Origin of the sequence: Pontibacter liquoris (assembly GCF_022758235.1) — a bacterium.
Lineage (GTDB): Bacteria > Bacteroidota > Bacteroidia > Cytophagales > Hymenobacteraceae > Pontibacter > Pontibacter liquoris.
In genome coordinates this window covers 2,617,762-2,637,198 of the sequence record NZ_JALEBG010000001.1, presented here as the reverse complement: position 1 = coordinate 2,637,198, position 19,437 = coordinate 2,617,762, and the positions used below count along the sequence as shown (strand labels likewise).

The 19,437-nt window shown below is 48.4% G+C and carries 12 protein-coding genes; 8 read left to right on the top strand and 4 right to left on the bottom strand.

Annotated elements, in window-relative coordinates; translation table 11 throughout:
* The first annotated feature begins 93 nt into the window (after nucleotides 1-93).
* The 4 genes from LWL52_RS10965 (at nucleotide 94) to LWL52_RS10950 (ending at nucleotide 3,807) form a co-directional block, all read left to right on the top strand.
* Nucleotides 94-495 (top strand): SDR family oxidoreductase, encoded by a 402-nt coding sequence (locus LWL52_RS10965; protein ID WP_242919747.1) that lies wholly within the window; start codon nucleotides 94-96, stop codon nucleotides 493-495.
* Nucleotides 496-776: 281 nt separating this feature from the next.
* Nucleotides 777-1,757, top strand: a complete 981-nt coding sequence (locus LWL52_RS10960; protein WP_242919745.1) for an aldo/keto reductase — start codon at nucleotides 777-779, stop codon at nucleotides 1,755-1,757.
* Nucleotides 1,758-1,964: 207 nt separating this feature from the next.
* Nucleotides 1,965-2,441, top strand: coding sequence for a cyclophilin-like fold protein (locus LWL52_RS10955; protein ID WP_242919743.1), 477 nt, complete (start codon nucleotides 1,965-1,967; stop codon nucleotides 2,439-2,441).
* Nucleotides 2,442-3,312: 871 nt separating this feature from the next.
* The gene (locus LWL52_RS10950) at nucleotides 3,313-3,807 is read left to right on the top strand and encodes a DinB family protein (RefSeq protein WP_242919742.1); all 495 of its coding nucleotides are present in this window, start codon (nucleotides 3,313-3,315) and stop codon (nucleotides 3,805-3,807) included.
* Nucleotides 3,808-4,537: 730 nt separating this feature from the next.
* Here LWL52_RS10950 and LWL52_RS10945 read toward each other — a convergent pair.
* Both LWL52_RS10945 and LWL52_RS10940 read right to left on the bottom strand, forming a co-directional pair.
* Nucleotides 4,538-6,439 carry an acyltransferase family protein gene (locus tag LWL52_RS10945; protein ID WP_242919741.1) on the bottom strand — a complete coding sequence of 634 codons (1,902 nt, stop codon included), beginning with the start codon at nucleotides 6,437-6,439 and terminating at the stop codon, nucleotides 4,538-4,540.
* A 587-nt stretch (nucleotides 6,440-7,026) separates the two neighbouring features.
* A complete protein-coding gene (locus tag LWL52_RS10940) occupies nucleotides 7,027-7,212 on the bottom strand; it encodes a hypothetical protein (protein WP_242919740.1) in 186 nt (61 codons plus the stop codon).
* 803 nt (nucleotides 7,213-8,015) lie between these two features.
* Here LWL52_RS10940 and LWL52_RS10935 point away from each other — a divergent pair.
* The 4 genes from LWL52_RS10935 to LWL52_RS10920 all read left to right on the top strand — a co-directional run bounded on the left by LWL52_RS10935 (nucleotide 8,016) and on the right by LWL52_RS10920 (nucleotide 14,778).
* The gene (locus LWL52_RS10935) at nucleotides 8,016-9,437 is read left to right on the top strand and encodes a 3-keto-disaccharide hydrolase (protein ID WP_242919739.1); all 1,422 of its coding nucleotides are present in this window, start codon (nucleotides 8,016-8,018) and stop codon (nucleotides 9,435-9,437) included.
* A 126-nt stretch (nucleotides 9,438-9,563) separates the two neighbouring features.
* A complete protein-coding gene (locus tag LWL52_RS10930) occupies nucleotides 9,564-10,745 on the top strand; it encodes a Gfo/Idh/MocA family protein (RefSeq protein WP_242919738.1) in 1,182 nt (393 codons plus the stop codon).
* A gap of 272 nt (nucleotides 10,746-11,017) precedes the next feature.
* The gene (locus tag LWL52_RS10925) at nucleotides 11,018-12,340 is read left to right on the top strand and encodes an MFS transporter (protein WP_242919737.1); all 1,323 of its coding nucleotides are present in this window, start codon (nucleotides 11,018-11,020) and stop codon (nucleotides 12,338-12,340) included.
* Nucleotides 12,341-12,456: 116 nt separating this feature from the next.
* The gene (locus LWL52_RS10920; RefSeq protein ID WP_242919736.1) at nucleotides 12,457-14,778 is read left to right on the top strand and encodes a DUF7133 domain-containing protein; all 2,322 of its coding nucleotides are present in this window, start codon (nucleotides 12,457-12,459) and stop codon (nucleotides 14,776-14,778) included.
* A gap of 852 nt (nucleotides 14,779-15,630) precedes the next feature.
* Here LWL52_RS10920 and LWL52_RS10915 read toward each other — a convergent pair.
* Together LWL52_RS10915 and LWL52_RS10910 are read right to left on the bottom strand one after the other, a co-directional pair.
* A complete protein-coding gene (locus LWL52_RS10915) occupies nucleotides 15,631-15,873 on the bottom strand; it encodes a hypothetical protein (RefSeq protein WP_242919734.1) in 243 nt (80 codons plus the stop codon).
* A gap of 95 nt (nucleotides 15,874-15,968) precedes the next feature.
* Complete coding sequence (locus LWL52_RS10910) at nucleotides 15,969-19,244, bottom strand: S41 family peptidase (RefSeq protein ID WP_242919732.1); 3,276 nt, start codon at nucleotides 19,242-19,244, stop codon at nucleotides 15,969-15,971.
* Between the last annotated feature and the right edge of the window lie 193 nt (nucleotides 19,245-19,437).

Here is a 19,437-nt window from a genome sequence, read left to right as displayed (position 1 = left end):
GAGAGCTGAAAGAATTAAAAATCTTGCAAAGGAAATAAAGGAGAATTGTGGACAAGCCCTTACCATCACTGTAGATGTAACGCACCGGAACAGGTGAAGAAACTGGCCGATTCAGCTGTTCAACAATTTGTACGTGTAGACGTCATACTTAACAATGCAGGTTTGATGCCCTTATCGCTAATTGACCGCATGAATGTTGAGGAGTGGTATACGATGATCGATGTGAACATCAAAGGTGTGCTCAAAGGCATTGCCGCTGTTGTGCCATACATTAAAGAGCAAAAGTTAGGTCAGATAATTAATACGTCTTCTGTAGCAGGTCATAAAATATTCAACGACTCTGCTGTTTATTCTGCTACCAAATTTGCGGTACGCACCTTGACAGAAGGCTTACGGATGGAGGTGAAGCCGTATAACATCCGAACAACAATCATATGTCCCGGCGCTGTTAAAACGGAATTGCTGGAACATATCACCGAGGCTGACATCCAGTAGGCTACTAAAGATTATGTGGGAGCGGTATGAATCAGTCCGGACAGTTTTGCACGGGTGGTCGCTTTCGCCATAAGCCAGCCGTAGGAGGTAGACATCAACGAAATTATCTTCCGTCCTACATCCCAGGAACTTTAAATAAGCTTTGCTTGCAGCGGCAGTACTTCGTAGAATGAAAACGCTCATCATGCTAATAATAAAACAGGCAGGTGAATGAGAGATGTTAGATTTCTTTAATGAAGGGAAGCTGACTAAATCTATAGTATCATCTAAAACCATAACAAATGGAATATGTAAAATTCGGAAATACAGGGTTGGATGTATCAAAGCTTTGCCTTGGATGTATGGGTTTTGGTGACCCGGAAACCTGGGTGCATCAATGGGTATTGAATGAGGAAGAAAGTCGCCCAATCATCAAAAAAGCCCTTGACATCGGCATCAACTTCTTTGATACAGCAAATGTTTATTCAATTGGTAGAAGTGAGGAGATTCTGGGGCGTGCGTTAAAGGACTATGGCCACCGTGATGAAATTGTGGTAGCAACAAAAGTTTGGGGCGAGATGCATAAAGGACCCAATGGCAAAGGGCTTTCCCGAAAGGCGATTATGAGTGAAATAGACAACAGCCTGACACGCCTTGGGACAGACTATGTTGACCTGTACATCATTCACCGCTGGGATTACAAAACGCCAATTGAAGAAACAATGGAGGCATTGAACGATGTAGTGAAGATGGGAAAGGCAAGATACATTGGCGCATCTTCTATGTACACCTGGCAATTTCAAAAGGCACAGCATGTGGCGGAAAAAAACGGCTGGCCACAGTTTGTTTCCATGCAAAACCACTTGAACTTGTTGTACAGAGAAGAAGAAAGAGAAATGATACCGTACTGTAGGAGTGAAAACATTGCCCTTACTCCCTACAGTCCGCTTGCTTCGGGAAGATTAACCAGGGATTGGTCAGAAACGACGCAACGTTCCGAAACTGACAACATAGCCAAAGACAAGTACGATGCTACAGCAGAGGCCGATAAATTGGTAGTGGAAGGGCTGGCGTCGGTAGCGGAAAAAAGAGGCGTGCCCCGCGTCGAAATTGCACTGGCATGGCTGCTGCAAAAACAACCGGTCACCATTCCGATCATTGGCGCTACCAAAATTTCACATCTTGAAAGTGTAGTGCCGGCATTATCCATCAAGCTAACGGACGAAGAGATTGCTTACATGGAGGAGCCTTATATACCCCATCGCATAGTGGGACATGCTTAGCAGTTGTAAAAGAATAGTAATTTTTTAAATGCAAGCTTCCTCATCGGACCCGAAACGGCAGGAGTACCACCTGACGCTGTAAAACATTGGAATGGCGCAAGCCTAAGTACAAGCTTGCAGCAGCTATACTTCATTCTCAATATAGAGAAAGGTATTGTAGAGGATGGACCCCGTATCAGATATTCAATATCAAACGCTGATTGAAAAATGAAACATTTGCTTATCCTTATCATATCCGTGATATCACTAAACGTTCTGGGAGCTTGTAAGGGAGACAAAACTGCCATTACGGCTACTGGTGATACCTCAGATGATCCAGTGAAAAACATGACAGGCAATCAGATGAAAATAACTATTGGATCAAAGGCATTTGAAGCAACACTTGTCGATAATGAGGCGGTAACAGTACTAAAAAAGCTGCTGCCACTTACTTTAGATATGAGCGAGCTGAACGGCAACGAGAAATTCTTTCGTTTACAGAAAAATCTGCACGAAAACGCTTCGAACCCAGGCACCATCCAGGCGGGTGATTTGATGCTCTGGGGTTCTAATACGCTGGTGCTCTTTTATGAGACATTTCCTACTTCCTACAGCTACACCCGCATTGGACGAATAAACGATCCTGCTGGCCTTTCCCTAGCAGTTGGTTCCGGAAACGTAAAGGTGACTTTTGAAATAAAATAAATAGCAAGATATAAGCAAACATAAAATCAGATAAATATCCTTAGAAAGGGTGCACAGGCATCCGTAAAAGGGTTGGACGACTGGTTCACGGGAGTGGTGAGAATAGACCCTTTATTTTCAAAAAACAACGAAGGTAGCAGCACACTGGTGACTGTTGAACCAGGTGCCAGAACTGCCTGTCACACCCATCCTGCCGGACAAACGCTGATTATAACATCGGAGCTGGGTTGGGTACAATGCGCAGGCGAGCCTGTAGCGAAATACGCCCCGAAGGCGTGGTGTTGTTGCCACGGTTGAAAAACACTGGCAATGAGTCAGTCCGGGTAAGGCCATGAGCATTGTTGCTATACATTAAAGAAGTGAATAACGAAATAGTGACCTGGATGGGAAAGGTCACAAATGATCAATATCAGAAGTAGTCACCATTGTTTAAGTAGATGCTTTTGTGTAGAGAGGCGAGGGGACTGAATTTCAAGAAAATAAGCCAAATGGATGAATATCGAATAAAAAAGCCGCTCCATATAATGTGAAGCGGCTTTTTTATTTTAATAAACAATAGTATGGAATTACCGAACTTTATCCACAGAGATTTAGCGGCTGTGAGTAAATACTTAGTTCTGGGAGAGGAGCGGTAAAACCCCATTTAATCTGTTGCATCGAGTGCTTGATTTACATAAGATCCAAGATGCAAACGGCAAGAAAGCTGCAGAACCACGCTTCAGGGCACTGCACAAATTGCAACGTCTACCTAGGAAAGGTTTTCTCCAAGGATATTATTTATACAATTTTGAAGTAAAATTTATGCTAAAAATGCTGGCTAATACTAATTTATTTAGTAATATTACATAGATAAAATATATAATATAAACCTATGAAAATCATCGAAAAGCTTCTGAAGGAAGTCGAGGAAGAAGGGCAGAAAACACGCAAAATGCTAGCTATCGTGCCAGACGACAAATACGATTGGCAGCCTCACCCCAAAAGCATGTCTGTTAAAAACCTCGCACTCCACATTGCCGATTTACCTACCTGGATATCCTTGGCTGTTACAACTGATGAACTTGACTTTGGTGATAACCCCTATAATCCAGGTCAGGTAAACAATACGGAAGAACTCTTAACGCTGTTCGGGAAGAACCTGGTCAAGGCGAAATCAGATTTGGAGCAGGCAACAGAAGAGCAACTGGAAGAGCCCTGGACCTTGCGTAACGGTGCAGTCGTGTACATGACCCTGTCGAAGTATGAGACTATTCGACATGCACTGGCACAGACCATCCATCACAGGGCACAGCTTGGCTTGTACCTGCGGCTGCTCAATATTCCTATTCCGGGTAGCTACGGACCAAGTGCCGACGAGCAAGGCTAGCAGGCAACAGCACAGAAGCTGACCTGAATCTGGTAGTTTCTGTGCTGTTTTAAGCGTCACCTGTTGTACTGTGCTCTTTGGTTAAAAGCTAGCCCCTAGACTTGAAAGCTTTTACTTCTAATTCAGAATTATCTAAAACCTAGACGGAGACGGATTCGCGAGATAGGCTGTATCAAACTCATTAGTCGTGTCATGCATTTATCTTTTCCTATTGAGATCTTTGTTAATAGCAGCTGCCATAGAATAATAAAGCATTAAACCACTACAGCTACCTGCTTTACAAAAAATGCCTTATGAGAAGATGCTATATTACTACTTAGGAAATCCTTTGTGTCATCTCAAAGATATTGATAGAGGTCACATACGGCTCAAGTGCCCTTTTACTGTCCAAGCCTCGTATCAGACTTATAAAATCAGTATGTGGGTTTGACCATACTTCCGCAAAAAAGCTCCCCATATCATATATTTCTATGTGATACCCCCTTCTGCCGCGGTGGGCAAGAAATGTTCCATGTGCCCTGACTATTTCTAATCTTGCGGCTGCGGAATGTCTGTTGAAGTGGGAGAGGTCCATGACATACTATACGGATTATAGTAAAATCATCTCAACATACACCACTATCTCTGAAGATGGGCCGAAATGCTTCAATACAGACCAATTACAAGAGTTCTGTACAATCACGGTTAGCGTGCACCAAAGAGAAAAAGGCTGGAAGTGGAAGACCCGCTACTACTCATACGCAAACGTCTTCTTGTGCAGTCCGAGGAATTTTCGCACCTCAGGGTTCTCGAAGATCCTGGACACGATCAGGTTTGCCCCGTATGACGTTACATGATGATCATCAGCCATATAGGGGGCACCCTGTGGTGAAAGCCGGGGAAAGGAGCTGGTGTTGATCACCCTAATGTATGAGGGGCCCAGGTGTTTACTCAGGTATTTGTCCAGTTCGTAAGCATAGTCATCCAAAAACCGATGGCCGGTGTTGCTGGAATACTCAAGATCACGTGCCGCTATTGTGGGATAGGGTATCGTGTAGCGATCAGTTTGTCCAATGACAATGGTGTTAAGGTTATACTTCCGGAAGTAACGCTGGGCTTCCTGAATGCCAGACAAAATGCTGTCCCGGGAGATGCTACTTTTGCCTGCCCAGCTGGCCGTGAGAATGACCCCATCGATTTTACTTGCGTTCTTGGGAATGAAACCTTTGAAGATATAGTCCATCAGCGGCCGAACCATTGCCACTTCTCCTTCATAGTGCCTAAGCGTCGGAAAGGTGCCGGAAGCCGTAGCCTGGAGAATATGGATGCCCCTATCCTCGAGACGTTCTCTAATGGATTGGGAGAGCTGTCCCATGTGGCTGTCGCCGAGCAGCAGGATGTTTTTCTTTCCCTCTTCAATACACAGGCAGCGCCCTTGATCATAATCTTCCATGTCGCTGACATGGCAGGTATCCTGCCAATACTGCACATCCCGCTCACGTGTGTGTGTGCTCTGGTAGGCTTCCATTTCGATGGTCTCCTCTTTGTAGAGGAACCGGTTAGCCTTAAAATATGCTAAGCTGGCGGTGCCGAGAAAGAGTATGGCCATGGCTGCGAATAGGGGCTTGCTGCTGACAAACCGGCGGGGCTCCACATATTTGTATGAAATATAACCTAAGATCAGGGACAGCAAAGTATAGCAAGTTACTGCCACAAGGCCTGCCCCTAGACCGAAATATTGGGCTAAGACAAAAACAGGCCAGTGCCATAAATACAAAGAGTAGGAAATGCGCCCGATGAATTGAATACCGTTGTGCTTGATGAGCGGCAGTTCACTATAGTCGGCAATGATCACCAGGAAGGTGGCTGCTACCGGTAGAAGCGTGTAGATACCCGGCCAGGGTAGGGTGGTATCAAGAAAAATAAAGCTGGCGGCTATGGCCATATACCCGACTATGGCCAAGGCTTTCCGCCACTGGTAACTTTTGATACGGCCTTCTGTAAAAAAAGCGATTCCCCCGCAAAGCATTTCCCAGGATCTTGTCGGAAACAAATAGAAGGAGGCGGTAGGGTCAGTTTCTGTAAATCTGAAGGACAGAAAGGCAATCAGCAGGGTAGTGCTGACGAAGAAAAATATATAGGGGAGTCTTGTCTTGAAGACTTTGTGGAAAAGCAGCAGCACAGCCGGATAAAGCAGGTAAAACTGCCATTCCACGGAGAGAGACCAGGTGTGCAGGAGGATGTTCAGGTCCGAGGCAGGGTCAAAGTAGCTCGAATGCTGCCAGTACAGGACATTGGATAGGAAAAGCACACTTGCTGCGGCGTTCTGTTCATTTAGCTTGTAGGCTTGAGGAAGATAAAGAAAGAACCCAGCGAGGGTAAGAATCGTGACCAGGAACAGCAGGGCGGGTACAATCCTTTGAAGTCGCTTGCTCAGGTAATCTTTGAATGAAAACTCGTTTTTGCTAATGGAACGAACAATAATGCGGCTCATCAAATAGCCCGAGATGACGAAGAACACATCTACACCTGTATATCCCCCCTGGAAAATGGAAATCTTATAGTGGAAGAGGAGCACTCCCACTATTGCAACAGCCCTAAGAGCGTTAATGTCGTATCTAAAGTCAAGTTTTGGCTTACTGTGCTCGGTCATATGGTGGTGGTAAACGTTTACTGCTTCACCTAAAACTGCTTTTGATAAAAGGTGTTACAGCAGGTAGCCATATAACGGAAGAAAACACAAATCTTATGCACAAAGGTAACAAAAGGCAATAGGGAGTAACAGATGCCTCAACCCCTGAAAGATGCGGTTATACCTGTCCTGAATAGTGATTGACAGAAACTATGTCCTTAAACAACCCCGTTTTGAGGCAGAAACTGCACCGGTACGCTTGCGTCTTGATGCCTATAGAATTTTTCTCAAATTGGCATCTCGCCTACCTCTTGGCTGCTGCTCAAAATAATATGAGTTGTTAAGCCGGAATAAGTATAGCTAAAGAGTAAAGGGTTTTCTGTAATTTTTGATTTTTTGTTCCCTCTTAGTCTAAGGATAAGCAACCTTTGCCTCCTTTGATCGGAAATATATTTGCAGGAGTTGTTTTAGAGGCGGCTGTCAACCATGCGCAAACATCTTCTACACAACAGGTATTGGCCTTCTGTTTGATTAGACTCTTGCAGGTACGCTTTTACTTTTTCTGACTCCTTTTTTATAAGGTTGCCCCTGATCTGCATTGCTACAGCTTACCATTCCTTGTCGTTATATATATTTAGAGGCGGCGTGTTGTGGCAACGCTGACAGTTTTCTGCCCAAAGCTGCGTACCAGATTTAGCGATCACCGCGGCTGTTGGCGCACAGCTGTTCGTGATGACCACTACGACAAACAGCACACCTGAGAAAGGAAAAAGTATGGTTGTGGGCTTTTGCATAGGTTGTAGTTATCGTTTAGAAACCCAGTGAGAACTGGATAAAGAGTGCATTATCAGCATTACCTCCCTTTATATCCTCTATAGCATAGTTCACTTTCAACACATCGTTCCAGGACAGCCAATAGTTGTGGCCCAGGGTTGTTTATTGATCCAGGTAGGGTGCAGCCGTTCCCCGAATATGCCAAATGGGGTCAGAAACTTACCTACCCAACTATTAGGTAGGGGTTCAGCCTGTAATAGATGGACGCATACCTGGTTTGGGGACGGATGCAATTGGACTTGAAGTGAGATGCTATTCAAAATTTAATTTAGTAGTTGTAAGAATTCACACCAATACAACCACAGGGCCAGTAAAAGGAAAGAAGGAGATGACATAGTTTAGAACACTTTTCCTAGTTACCGGAATCCTCGTCAGTATGAAACCCCATTGTACACCCAAGCAGTGGCTGCCTAAAAAGTCTCCAGTAAATCATTGCAATTCCATAAACCGTATGCTGCCTTAACCATACAGCCTCACCCTATGCTCCTGCAAATCCATGCGATCAGATAGACCTTACCAGTTCTGCCTTTGTTCACAAATTGGGGTTCTGATCTGGTTTACCCCAACTTGTACTTATCAGCTGAGTGAAATTTTTTCAGGACGAGCTGGTCTTATAGCAAAAAAAATGTACTTTATAGGGAGAATAATAATTACTTGGCAATGAACCTTGGCATTTATAGTTCCTGTGCCAGCTATACTTGCCTGCCACAATCCCTTAACGGATAGTTTACTTTTAAATCATACCACCTAATTATATTTAACAATGAAAAGAAGTGATCTGCCTCTTTTGCTTATGCTGTTTCCTATCGCCTTTGCTCAGTTCGGGTGCTCTACTCAGAATGGGAAAAATACGGGTGTAAGTGCTGAAGCCACACAAGAATCGGGCTGGATAAACCTGTTCAACGGCAAAGATCTGTCAGGTTGGAAGCAGGTGAACGGCAAGGCCGATTACAGGGTAGAGGACGGAGCAATTGTGGGAACTACCGTCACAAACTCCCCCAACAGCTTCCTGGCGACAGATAAAGAATATGGCGACTTCATCCTAGAGTTTGAGGTTATGCTGAACAACGACATCAACAGCGGTGTGCAGTTCCGCTCAATTTCAGACCCTGCCGTGATGGATGGCCGGGTACATGGCTACCAGTTCGAGCTGGACCCTTCCGATCGAAAATGGACCGGCGGCATTTATGATGAGGCAAGACGGGATTGGCTCTATCCGCTTAGCCTGAACCCTGAAGCCCAGTCGGCTTTTAAAAAAGGAGAGTGGAACAGGGCCCGCATCGAAGCCATCGGCAATCACCTTACCACCTGGGTAAATGACATACCGGTTGCCGCTGTGATAGATGACATGACGTCCAAAGGTATTATTGCGCTGCAGGTGCACGCCATTGAAAAGGCGGAAGACGCCGGAAAAGAAATCAAGTGGCGCAATATCCGCATCAAAACAGATGACCTGAAACCGCGCGAAGGGCATAATGCCTTTGTCGTGAACCTACTGCCAAACAACCTAACGGAGGCGGAGAAAGCGCAGGGCTGGACGTTGCTGTGGGATGGCAAAACCACCAATGGCTGGAGAGGCGCTTACAAAGATAAATTTCCGGAAGGTGGCTGGAAAATACAGGATGGAGAGTTGCAGGTGCTGGAGTCCGGCGGGGGCGAATCGGTGAACGGCGGCGACATTGTAACGGAAAAAGAGTATAGCGCCTTTGACCTGCAGGTCCAGTTCAAGCTGACAGAAGGGGCAAACAGCGGCATCAAATATTTTGTGACGGAGAAGGAAAATGTCGCTAAAGCGTCAGCCATTGGCCTGGAGTACCAGTTGCTGGACGACGAAAGGCACCCGGACGCAAAGTTGGGCCGTGACGGAAACCGCACCCTGGCTTCTTTATATGATCTGATGCCTTCGGAGAAAAACAAACGCTTTCTTAAGCCGATCGGCGAGTGGAACCAGGCGCGCCTGGTCGTGAACCCGGATAACACCGTGGAGCACTGGCTGAATGGCATCAAAGTGCTGGAATATAAGAGAGGCTCTCAGGAGTTCCGGGATTTAGTGGCCCGAAGTAAATACAAAGACTGGGAAAACTTTGGGGAAGCTGAAAAAGGCCACATCCTGCTACAGGACCACGGCAACCATGTTTCTTTCAGAAGCATTAAGATTAAAGATCTTAGCTCAAATCCTAAGTAATTCAGGCATTCTTGTCTCGGAGCTCTGGCGTTGGGAGATCTGCTACTACAATACTAAAAGCTACTTCCCTAACTAAGCTGCCGATTACCAACGAAACCGATGAAAGACATTAAATCAGCATACTGAATGGAAAAAAAAACGGTAAGGGCAGGGATTGTTGGTTCCGGATTCGCCGCAAAATTTCATTACGAAGCGCTGCAGCGCGTTTTCAGCGCCAGGGTGGACATTGCGGGTGCCTACTCTCCCTCTCCTGAAAACCTGCAGGCATTTACAGCAGAAAGAAACCTGAAGGCCTTCAGTAGCCTGGAGGAACTACTCGAAGAGTCGGATGTGGTGCATGTCTGTACGCCGCCTGTTACCCATGAGCCCATCGTCATTGCCGCCTTAAAACGGAACAAGCACGTGATCGTGGAAAAGCCTTTTACGGGGTACTTTGGCGATGGGGAGGCGGATTTTGATGGTGATACTTTCTCCAGGGAAAAAGGGCTGGAAGCGACCTTAGCTAGTATAAAGCGGATGCTTCAGGCCGAGAAAGAAAGCGAAGGCCTTATTATGTATGCGGAGAACTGGGTATATGCCCCGGCCATTCAGAAAGAGCGCGAGGTGCTGGAGAAAACGGGCGCGCAGATTATCTGGATGCATGGGGAGGAATCGCATTCCGGCTCTCACTCGCTGGCTTATGGACAGTGGAAGCTTTCCGGCGGCGGCTCCATGATTGGCAAAGGGTGCCATCCCTTGTCGGCAGCCATCTACCTGAAGCACGTGGAGGGCCGTGCCCGTGACGGCAAACCTATCCGTCCGCAGTCTATCTCCGCCAGAACACATGCCATCACGCGCATGCCTGGCTTCCGGGATGAGGGCCACCTGCGAACAACCTATAAAGACATTGAAGACTTTGCGATGCTGCACGTGGTGTTCGAAGATGGCACTATTGCCGACGTGTTTGCCAGTGAATTGGTGCTGGGCGGCGTGCATAACTGGATCGAGGTGAACACCAACAACCACCGTACCATCTGCAACATACACCCTAACAATGCCATGCAGGCCTATACGCCGGCAGCGCATTATTTCAAGGATGTGTATGTGGTGGAGAAAACAGAGACGAAGCAGGGGTGGTCCGCTATGTCGCCGGACGAGGCCTGGTTTGCGGGCTATCAGCATGAGATGGAAGCCTTTTACAGGTCTGCTACCTTAGAGGAGCCCGTGGAAAGCAACAGCGCCCTGGCTGCCGATGTGATCGCCACCATCTATGCCGGCTATGTCTCCTCCGAGCGAAAAGGCGCTGAAACGCTCATTACTGTTCTGTAAAGTCGCAAAGAGCAAGAAAAGGAGGGTGAAGTAAAACCCCGGACATAAGCAGGTTCGTTGCGTTTTGTTGTTGCCATAGTTGCATTTTACGAGTGTGAGGGGATAGGAGGACTTTGGCCCAGTTGGAGTATAAACCGGCAACATTTTTAGACACAAGTTTAAATGTTTGCGCCAATACAAGGGAAAAATGAAAAAGGCTTACCCTCTTCAAAGGCTACAGTAAGGGTACTTAACAGCTTTTATACCATCAACAGACACGAGTTACATCAAACATGGAAAAGATAAAACTAAGCGAGACCAGCACCGAAAACATAGTGAAGGTAGGGAGTTACCGTTGGGTGGTCTGCGCCTTACTTTTCTTTGCCACCACCATCAACTATATCGACAGGCAGGTCATCGGTTTGTTGAAGCCTACCCTGGAGCGCGAGTTTAACTGGTCAGAGCTGGACTATGGCTACATCATCATGTTCTTTTCTGCTTCTTATGCCCTGGGTTACATCGTGTTCGGCAGCATCATCGATAAGCTTGGTTCCAAGCTTGGGTACGCTGTTTCGGTAACTGTCTGGAGTATAGCGGCCATGCTGCATGCCGCTGCCAGGACAACGCTGGGTTTTGGGCTGGTCAGAGGGCTGTTGGGTCTGGCTGAGGCTGGGAACTTCCCGGCAGCCGTAAAAGCCGTAGCCGAGTGGTTCCCCAGGAAGGAGCGCGCGCTGGCTACGGGCATATTCAACTCCGGCACTAGTATAGGTGCCGTGGCAGCGCCCTTGCTTGTGCCCTGGATGCTGAGTGCTTATGGCTGGCAGGAGGCGTTCCTGCTTACTGGGGCTATTGGTTTTGTCTGGCTGGTGCTGTGGTGGTACTTCTATGAGGTGCCTTCGCGCCAGAAAAGACTATCGCCACAGGAATATTCCTTCATTCACAGCGATGAGGAATTTGAACATCAGGAAAATGCCGGCTCACTGAAATGGGGGCGCCTGCTGCGCATCCGCCAAACGTGGGTGTTCATCATCGGCAAAGTGCTGACTGATCCTGTCTGGTGGTTCTTCTTGTTCTGGTTGCCGTCTTATTTCGCGACAACATTTAAGCTGGACCTGACCAAACCCAGCCTGCCGCTGGCTGTAGTATACACGGCTACTACGTTTGGCAGTATTGGTGGAGGATACTTGTCGTCTTATCTCATAAAGAAAGGCTGGCCTGTGCTGAAGGCAAGAAAAACAACGCTGCTTCTTGTTGCCTTTGTGGTGCTGCCGATCATCCTGGCAAGGTATGCGACCGACATCTGGGTGGCAGTGGGCATCATCAGTTTGGCGGCGGCTGCGCACCAGGCATGGAGCACGAATATCTTTACCATTGTGTCAGACATAGTGCCTAAAAGTGCTGTCAGTACGGTGGTGGGTATAGGTGGTATGTCTGGCTCTATTGCTTCCACTGTTTTTCCTCTGTTTGTGGGGGCGCTGCTGCAGTACTATGAAAATCTTGGAAACATTGGTGCCGGCTACAATATACTGTTTATCATCTGTGGTCTCGCTTATTTTTCAGCATGGATCATCATCCACTTCCTGACCAGACGTATGAAGCCGGTAGCGCTTTCGTAAAGAGAGAGCCCAGTGGTTGTATCAACAGCTAATATTTATATAAAACGATGTCATTACCGGAAGAAGCTTTCTCTTAGAAAATACCGGCTAAGAATAACAATTTATTAGTGATTATAATGAAAAACAAACTGTATTTACTTCTCTTACCTGTCATAGTAGGTGCCTTTTGCTCCTGTCAGCAACAGGGTTCTAAAATTACCCAAACAGGTACTCCCGGCGAAGTAACAAAAGAGGAGGCTGCCAAAGTAAGCCTGGATTCCTCGCCCGTGCTCTCTCCTGAGAAATCTATTGACCTGATGCAGCTAGCTGATGGATTTGACATAAGCTTGGTTGCCGCAGAACCCCTAATCAGCACGCCCGTTGCCATGACCTTTGATCATAATGGGCGCATATGGGTGGTGGAGATGGAGGGCTATATGCCCGACACCGTCGGAACAGGAGAAGAAGTACCCAACGGTAAGATCGTGATTCTGGAAGACAGCAACAGCGATGGGGTGGCCGATCAACGGAAGGTGTTTCTAGACTCCCTGGTATTGCCACGCGCGCTCTGCCTGATTGATGGGGGCATTCTGGTGGCTGAAACGCCAAGCCTGTGGTACTATGAAATAAAAAATGACAAGCCGGGTAAAAGGACTTTGGTGGACGCTAATTATGCGGAAGGCGGAAATGTGGAGCACCAGCCAAACGGCCTGCTCCGGGCCATGGATAACTGGATCTATAATGCCAAGTCTGCAAAGCGCTACCGGAAAGAGGGCGATGAGTGGAAGATTGAGGAGACGCACTTTCGGGGGCAATGGGGCATTTCGCAGGACAATTATGGGCGGCTATACTATAACAACAACTCCGATAATGTATTAGGCGACTATTTTATGCCGGGTTTCGGGGCGACTAACAAAAACCAGCCTGGTGTAGCAGGGTTTAATGAGAAGATCATAGCCGATAACCGGGTGTACCCTCTCCGGCCAACGCCCGGCGTGAACAGGGGATACATGGAAGGCATATTGGATGACAGCCTTCGCCTGGTGAACTTTACGGCCGCCAGCAGTCCTTTAGTATACCGGGGCGGTCTGTTCGGGGAAGCTTACGCGTCTAATGTGTTTGTAGCTGAACCGGCAGGCAACCTCATTAAGCGCAACATCCTGAACGAAAATGGATACGTTGTAAGCGGGAAGCAGGCGTACGAAAGCAAAGAGTTCCTGGCAAGTATAGATGAGCGCTTCCGCCCGGTCAGCTTGTACAATGGCCCGGACGGCGCCTTATACGTGGTAGACATGTACCGCGGCATTATTCAGCACAAGACCTACCTGACCACCTACCTTAAAAACGAAATCGGTCGCCGTAAATTAACGCAGCCTTTAGGGTATGGCCGCATCTACAGAATCACTCCAAAAAACAAACAGGCAAAACCCGTAAAGTTGCCTCAAGACCCGGAGCAACTGGTAGATCTGCTGGGCCATCCGAATGGCTGGGTGCGCGACAACGCGCAGCAAATGCTCATAGACGATCACTTTACGCAGGCTATACCTGCTTTGCGGCTGGCGGCTAAAAACACGGGTAAGCCTTTGCAGGCCATGCACGCCCTGTGGGCCTTGGAAGGCCTGGGAGCCTTGCAGACACAGGAGGTTATTGCCTTGCTGCAGCAGCCCGTCTGGCCTGTGCGGATGCAGGCGCTGAGCGTGTTGCCGTCTGTGATGAACAAAACGAATGTGTCGCAGTATGTGCCGGTGCTGGAGCAACTGGTAGCTAGCAACGATACCCTGGCAGCGCCTTATGTCGCTTTCCTGGCCAACGACATCCAGCGATATGACCAGGCAGCCGCCCAAAGTCTGCTGCGGCAGATTGCCAGGACGTATCCGACAAACGACTATGTGGCAGATGCGGTAATAAGCAATTACCGGGACCGGGAAAATGCGCTTCAAAAGCAACTCACAGCCTTTGTAGCAGACACCTCGGTGGTCATTAGTAAAAGGTTGCAGCGCGTACTAAACCAAATCGGGAGCACAAAAGTGAAAAACGATGTCAAAGATTTGCTGAAGGAGTTTCCGAAAGGGGCCGCAATGTTTGCCTCGACTTGCCAGACCTGCCACGGTCCCGACGGCAATGGTGTGAGATCCCTGGCACCACCGCTGAACCAGTCGGATTGGGTAACGGGAGAAAAGGGGAGACTGATCTCTATTGTGTTGTTTGGCCTGACTGGACCCGTGCGCGTAAACGGCCACCTGTACAAAGCACCGGAGATAAACGGCGACATGCCAGGCATTGGCTACGACAAAACGCTATCTAACGAAGACCTCGCCCAACTGCTTAGCTTTATCCGGAAATCGTGGCGTAACGATGCAGATAGAATCAACCCCGAAGAAGTAGGTGAAGTACGGCTACGGCTGAAGGACCGGCAAAAAGCATTTACGGTGGATGAGTTAAACAAATTATACCCGTAGTTAGCAGAACAAATCAATAACATCAAATACGCTAGATAATTATCTGCGAGTTGTTTCATAGCGCAGATAATGACGAGGCCGTGAGCGCCCCGGGTTGCTCGTCATCCGGTAAGTTCTCATACAGATACCGGCTGTTTCGTGCGCTAGAGGAGTGTACGCAGTGTTTAAACAGCGTACAAAGTAGGGGAAATTAGATCATTGCTAGTATAAAAGGGTAGAATATTTATAATGTTAGCAGCGGAGAGGCTGACACAACCAACGTAGCAGGCGGGCCACCTGTAGGGCATAAAAAAGCCTTCAAAATTAACTGAAGGGCTTTAGAGTAGATCAAAGGATTGGATTTTCAAACTTTTCCCACAGGGATATAGCGATGTTGAGCACAATGCTAGAGCATGTAGCCTAGAAAAGGAAAGTATTGATTATTGGGTTTGTCTTTTCTCTAAGCCTTCGTAATTTCTGCGTATTTATGCCTCGGACTTGTAGGGCTGTATAACCTGTTGCAGGGTTAATACGGTCCTTAATTCTGGGTCGTACTTACGGTTGATAAAGATGATTTTAACCACATTATCCAGCTGGGGTGTCGTTATTTTATCTGCTTCCACGGTAAGGAGGTTGTCCAAGCTGGTTCGCATCAAATTTCGCTGTCTTGCCGCTCAGCCTATTGATCTCGGCCTCATTTCGCTTGTAAACCGGGAAAAATCCTTTAGCTAATCTTCGCTGAGATGAAGAGCGCTCTTGATCACCACAAGCTGCATAAGCCGCTCCCACACATTAGGATTGGTACGCATAGCCTGCGCCAGGCCATTAAGGCTAAACAGAAAAACTGTAAGTATGCGTATTTTATTAGGGTGTTCATTGGTCAAATGTTTGTTCATGTACATACAAATCTATTTCTGCGATGGCAGCGAGTAGAGGCAGCTCCTCGTCCGGTATACTGGCCAACACCTGGTCAAGAGTCTCTGGCGCATTGGCAACAGCCATGCTTTCGGGCTGCTCCTTTACAGTTGTTCTTGCTTTTTCAGTGCTGTTCGGTTCTGGTGGATTTGTAGTAGTCGGTTGCACTGGTATTGATGTCTCCTCAGGCTGAGCTGCCATAGAAATAGTAAAGCGGTGCAGGGAGGCCCCAACACCGCTTTACTTTTCCATCAACCAAAGTTAAGGATGAATTATGGTTTATACTTAAGGGTTACTTATTTCTGAGCGCTTCTCTTCGCTTCTAGGTCTTTCAGCAGTTCTTTCACAGCTGCCTCCAGCTGCTGGTCCTTGCCTTTGCTCACCAGTTCGTACTCGTTCATTACTTTCACATTCGGTTCGGTCTGCAGGTTCTCCAGGTACTGGCCCTGCACGTCTTTTACGCCCAGTGGCGGCACGCCCCAGCGCACATTGCCGTCCTGCAGCACTTCCCAGCCGGCAAAGGTACAGGTGCCCGGCACTGGCATACCTACCAGCTTGCCCAGCTTCAGGTCCATGTAGCTGAAAGCGAAACAGTGGCCGTCGCTGTAGTTGGCTTCGTTGGCTAGCGCAATGCTTGGCTTAGTCCAACGGAAAGACGGCTCAACGCCCACAGAGCGGGTGTCAGTGGTATAGTCGAGGAATTTCTGGCCGCTCAGGAACATGGCCAGGTCTGCCACCAGGTCACCGCCGCCGTTGTTGCGGGTATCCACCACCATACCTTTGCGGTTGGCATACTTGCCCATCACTTCTTCGTACACCGTGCGGTAGCTTGGGTCGTTCATGCCCGGGATGTGCACATAGCCCAGCTGGCCGTTGCTGAGGCGGTCCACTTCATCTGCATTGCGGCGCACCCAGCGCTTGTACAACAGGGCGTTTTCTTCACCCAGCGTAACAGGCTTTATGGTAATGTCCCGAATGCTTTTACCAGCGGCGTCCGATACGGTAAGCAGGGTGTTTTTACTGGCTTTGCGGTTAAGCAACTGTGCCAGATCTTTGTCCGGCGTGATAGTTTCTCCATCGATTTTCTGGATGATCATGCCCGGTTTCAGGTTAAGGCCTGCCTTGTTGAGCGGACCACCCACAATCACTTCATCAATCTTGATGCCGTTACCAGTATAGTTCTGGTCGTAGAAGATACCCAGCGAAGCGGTGGCGTCGCCGTTCGGGTCGTTTTTGCTGTAGCTAGAGCCGGAGTGCGATACGTTGAGCTCGCCCAGCAATTCGCTCAGCATTTCAGAGAACTCATACTCGTTGCTGATATGCGGCAGGTACTTTTCGTAATCGCCTTTCAGCTCGTCCCACTTGGCACCGTGATAACCTGCAGTATAGAAGGTTTGCTTGGTGCGGCGCCATACGTGCTCAAACATAAAGGCTCTTTCGGCCGCCACGTCCAGGTTCATTTCGCCGTCCAGTTTTACGGTTTCCTGTTTGCTGGTGGCTGGGTCCAGTTTCACGATCTTGCCATCCGACTCCAGGAAGATGTTCTTCTGCTCCTTGTCCCACAGCATGCGGGCGCGGTTGGCGTTCAGGGTCACCAGCATTTTGGTTTCTTTGCTGCGCAGGCTCGTGGACCAGAGGTTGTAGCCTTTCTCAAACCGGGCCAGGTAGTAAAGGGTCTCGCCGTCTTTCGATATCAGGGCATCGGAGAGGCTGGAGGAGTGAAGCGTCAACTTAGCTTTGCGGTAGTTGAGGCCTTCCCAGTCGATCTTTAGGTCTTCTTTTTTAGGAGATGCGTCCTTCTTAGCCTTCTTCTTATTTTTCTCCTGCTCTTTTTCCTTCTCCTTGTCTTTGGCAGCTTTTTCTTCCTGTTCTTTTAGCAGGGTATAGTCCTCTTTGCTCAGTCTATACTTGTCAAAAGCGTCCTGGGTGAAGAACATGGCGTACACGTCAGCCTGAGCACCACCGCTGTTGGCTTGGCTGCGCATGCCGTCGCGGGTGCTGTTCCAGATCATCATCTTGCCGCCCATCATCCATTTGGGAGCAAAGTCGTTGTAGCCGCTTTCGGTCAGGTTCATTTTCTTGCCTTTACCATCTGAAGCGATGATGCCTACTTCGCCATTGGCAAAGCCCGGCTCCGAGTACTCAAACAACAGCCACTTGCCATCCGGACTCCAAGTATAGTACTGGTCGTTGTCGCCCATGGAGAACAGCTCGTTGGTGTTAAGTATGGTGCGTACCTGCTTGCTGGCAAGATTGAGCACTTTAAGGATCATGCGGTTTTCCAAAAAGGCAATCTCCTTACCATCAGGGGAGTACTGCGGGTCATAGTTTTCTTTGTCGTTTTCAACCAAGGCTGTTTCCTTGAGAAGTGTAGAAGCATAGAAGTAAGGTTCCTCCTGTCGCACAATATCGGTCTTGTATACCTTCCAGCTCTTGCCGCGCTCGCTGGCGTATAGCAGCGACTTGCCATTCGGGGAGAAAGTCACGCTGCGCTCCTGCTCCGGCGTATTAGTAATACGCTTGGTTACAGAGCCTTCCACGGCGCTCACAAACACTTCCCCGCGGTAAATGAAAGCCACCTCTTTGCCGTTAGGCGACACGGCCAGATCACGGATGCCATTGCCTACCTGCAGGATGCTCTCGTTGTTGGTTTTAGCATCTGTTGCAATGCGGATGTTTACCTTCTGCGCCTCGCCGTTTGCCTTTTTGGTGTAGATTTCCCCGTTCTGACTGAAGGAAAGCGTACCGTCGTTGGCAGCAGTCAGGAAGCGTACCGGGTGCTTCTCAAACTTGGTTACCTGTGTTGGCTTGGCTGGTCCCTGGGCTGCCATTTTGTGCACGTTGAAGGTACCGCTGGCTTCGCTCAGGAAGTAGATGGTGTTGTCGTTTTCGGCAAAAACGGGGTTGCGGTCTTCGCCTTCGTAGGTAGTGAGTTTGGTGTGCTTGCCGCTCTTGGTGTCGTATACCCAGATGTCGCGCGTAACCGAAGAAACGTGGTGCTTTCTCCAGGTATTCTCGCCGCCTTTTTTGTCGTGGTAGAGCATTTTGCTGCCATCATGGCTCAGTTTCACCTCTTCAGCTGGAGTGGTAAGCACCTGCGTCACACGTCCGCCATTTACGGCCACCTGGTACAGCTCTGGCTGCGAAGCGGTCGGGAACTGGCGGTTAGTGGCTGCATCCATGCGGGTAGAGCCGAAGAGTACAGTCTTATTATCAGCACTGAATTCATAAGGATACTCATGCGCCGAGTGGAACGTAATGCGCTGGGCAGCACCACCGGTAGCCGGCATTACGAAGATGTCGAAGTTGCCGTAGCGATCGCTGGCAAAGGCAATCGATTTGCCATCATGGCTCCATACCGGCATAAAGTCGTGGGCTTCGTGCATCGTGAGCGGTATGGCATTGCCACCAGCTGTCGGCACGGTGTAAATATCACCTTTGTAGGTAAACACGATGGTCTTGCCGTCTGGGGAGATAGCCGGGTAGCGAAGCCAGGAAGGCGCCTCTTGGCCAACTGCAGAGAATACTGATCCTGCAGCCAGTAGCGCTGATAAGGTAAGTTTTTTTATCATGGGTTCTGATTGAGCGCCCTAAGATAAGGAAGATGTGGGATTTTGTAGTGCTTGGGGAAATGTGTATAAGTTTATTGGAAGAGTTTGCATTATGAGCGGATGCAATAGCTGGTAAAAAAGCTAAAACAGGGGTAGCATACTTCCACATTGATCAATCTAAAATTTTAAATAATATGCCCGACTCCTATAGTAG

What these genes read in the sequence shown, in the direction of transcription:
- LWL52_RS10920 (WP_242919736.1), top strand. Translation starts at nt 12,457, where the DNA reads ATGAAAAACAAACTGTATTTACTTCTCTTACCTGTCATAGTAGGTGCC.
- LWL52_RS10930 (WP_242919738.1), top strand. Translation starts at nt 9,564, where the DNA reads ATGGAAAAAAAAACGGTAAGGGCAGGGATTGTTGGTTCCGGATTCGCC.
- LWL52_RS10915 (WP_242919734.1), bottom strand. Translation starts at nt 15,873, where the DNA reads ATGGCAGCTCAGCCTGAGGAGACATCAATACCAGTGCAACCGACTACT.
- LWL52_RS10945 (WP_242919741.1), bottom strand. Translation starts at nt 6,439, where the DNA reads ATGACCGAGCACAGTAAGCCAAAACTTGACTTTAGATACGACATTAAC.
- LWL52_RS10910 (WP_242919732.1), bottom strand. Translation starts at nt 19,244, where the DNA reads ATGATAAAAAAACTTACCTTATCAGCGCTACTGGCTGCAGGATCAGTA.
- LWL52_RS10950 (WP_242919742.1), top strand. Translation starts at nt 3,313, where the DNA reads ATGAAAATCATCGAAAAGCTTCTGAAGGAAGTCGAGGAAGAAGGGCAG.
- LWL52_RS10935 (WP_242919739.1), top strand. Translation starts at nt 8,016, where the DNA reads ATGAAAAGAAGTGATCTGCCTCTTTTGCTTATGCTGTTTCCTATCGCC.
- LWL52_RS10955 (WP_242919743.1), top strand. Translation starts at nt 1,965, where the DNA reads ATGAAACATTTGCTTATCCTTATCATATCCGTGATATCACTAAACGTT.
- LWL52_RS10925 (WP_242919737.1), top strand. Translation starts at nt 11,018, where the DNA reads ATGGAAAAGATAAAACTAAGCGAGACCAGCACCGAAAACATAGTGAAG.
- LWL52_RS10960 (WP_242919745.1), top strand. Translation starts at nt 777, where the DNA reads ATGGAATATGTAAAATTCGGAAATACAGGGTTGGATGTATCAAAGCTT.
- LWL52_RS10940 (WP_242919740.1), bottom strand. Translation starts at nt 7,212, where the DNA reads ATGCAAAAGCCCACAACCATACTTTTTCCTTTCTCAGGTGTGCTGTTT.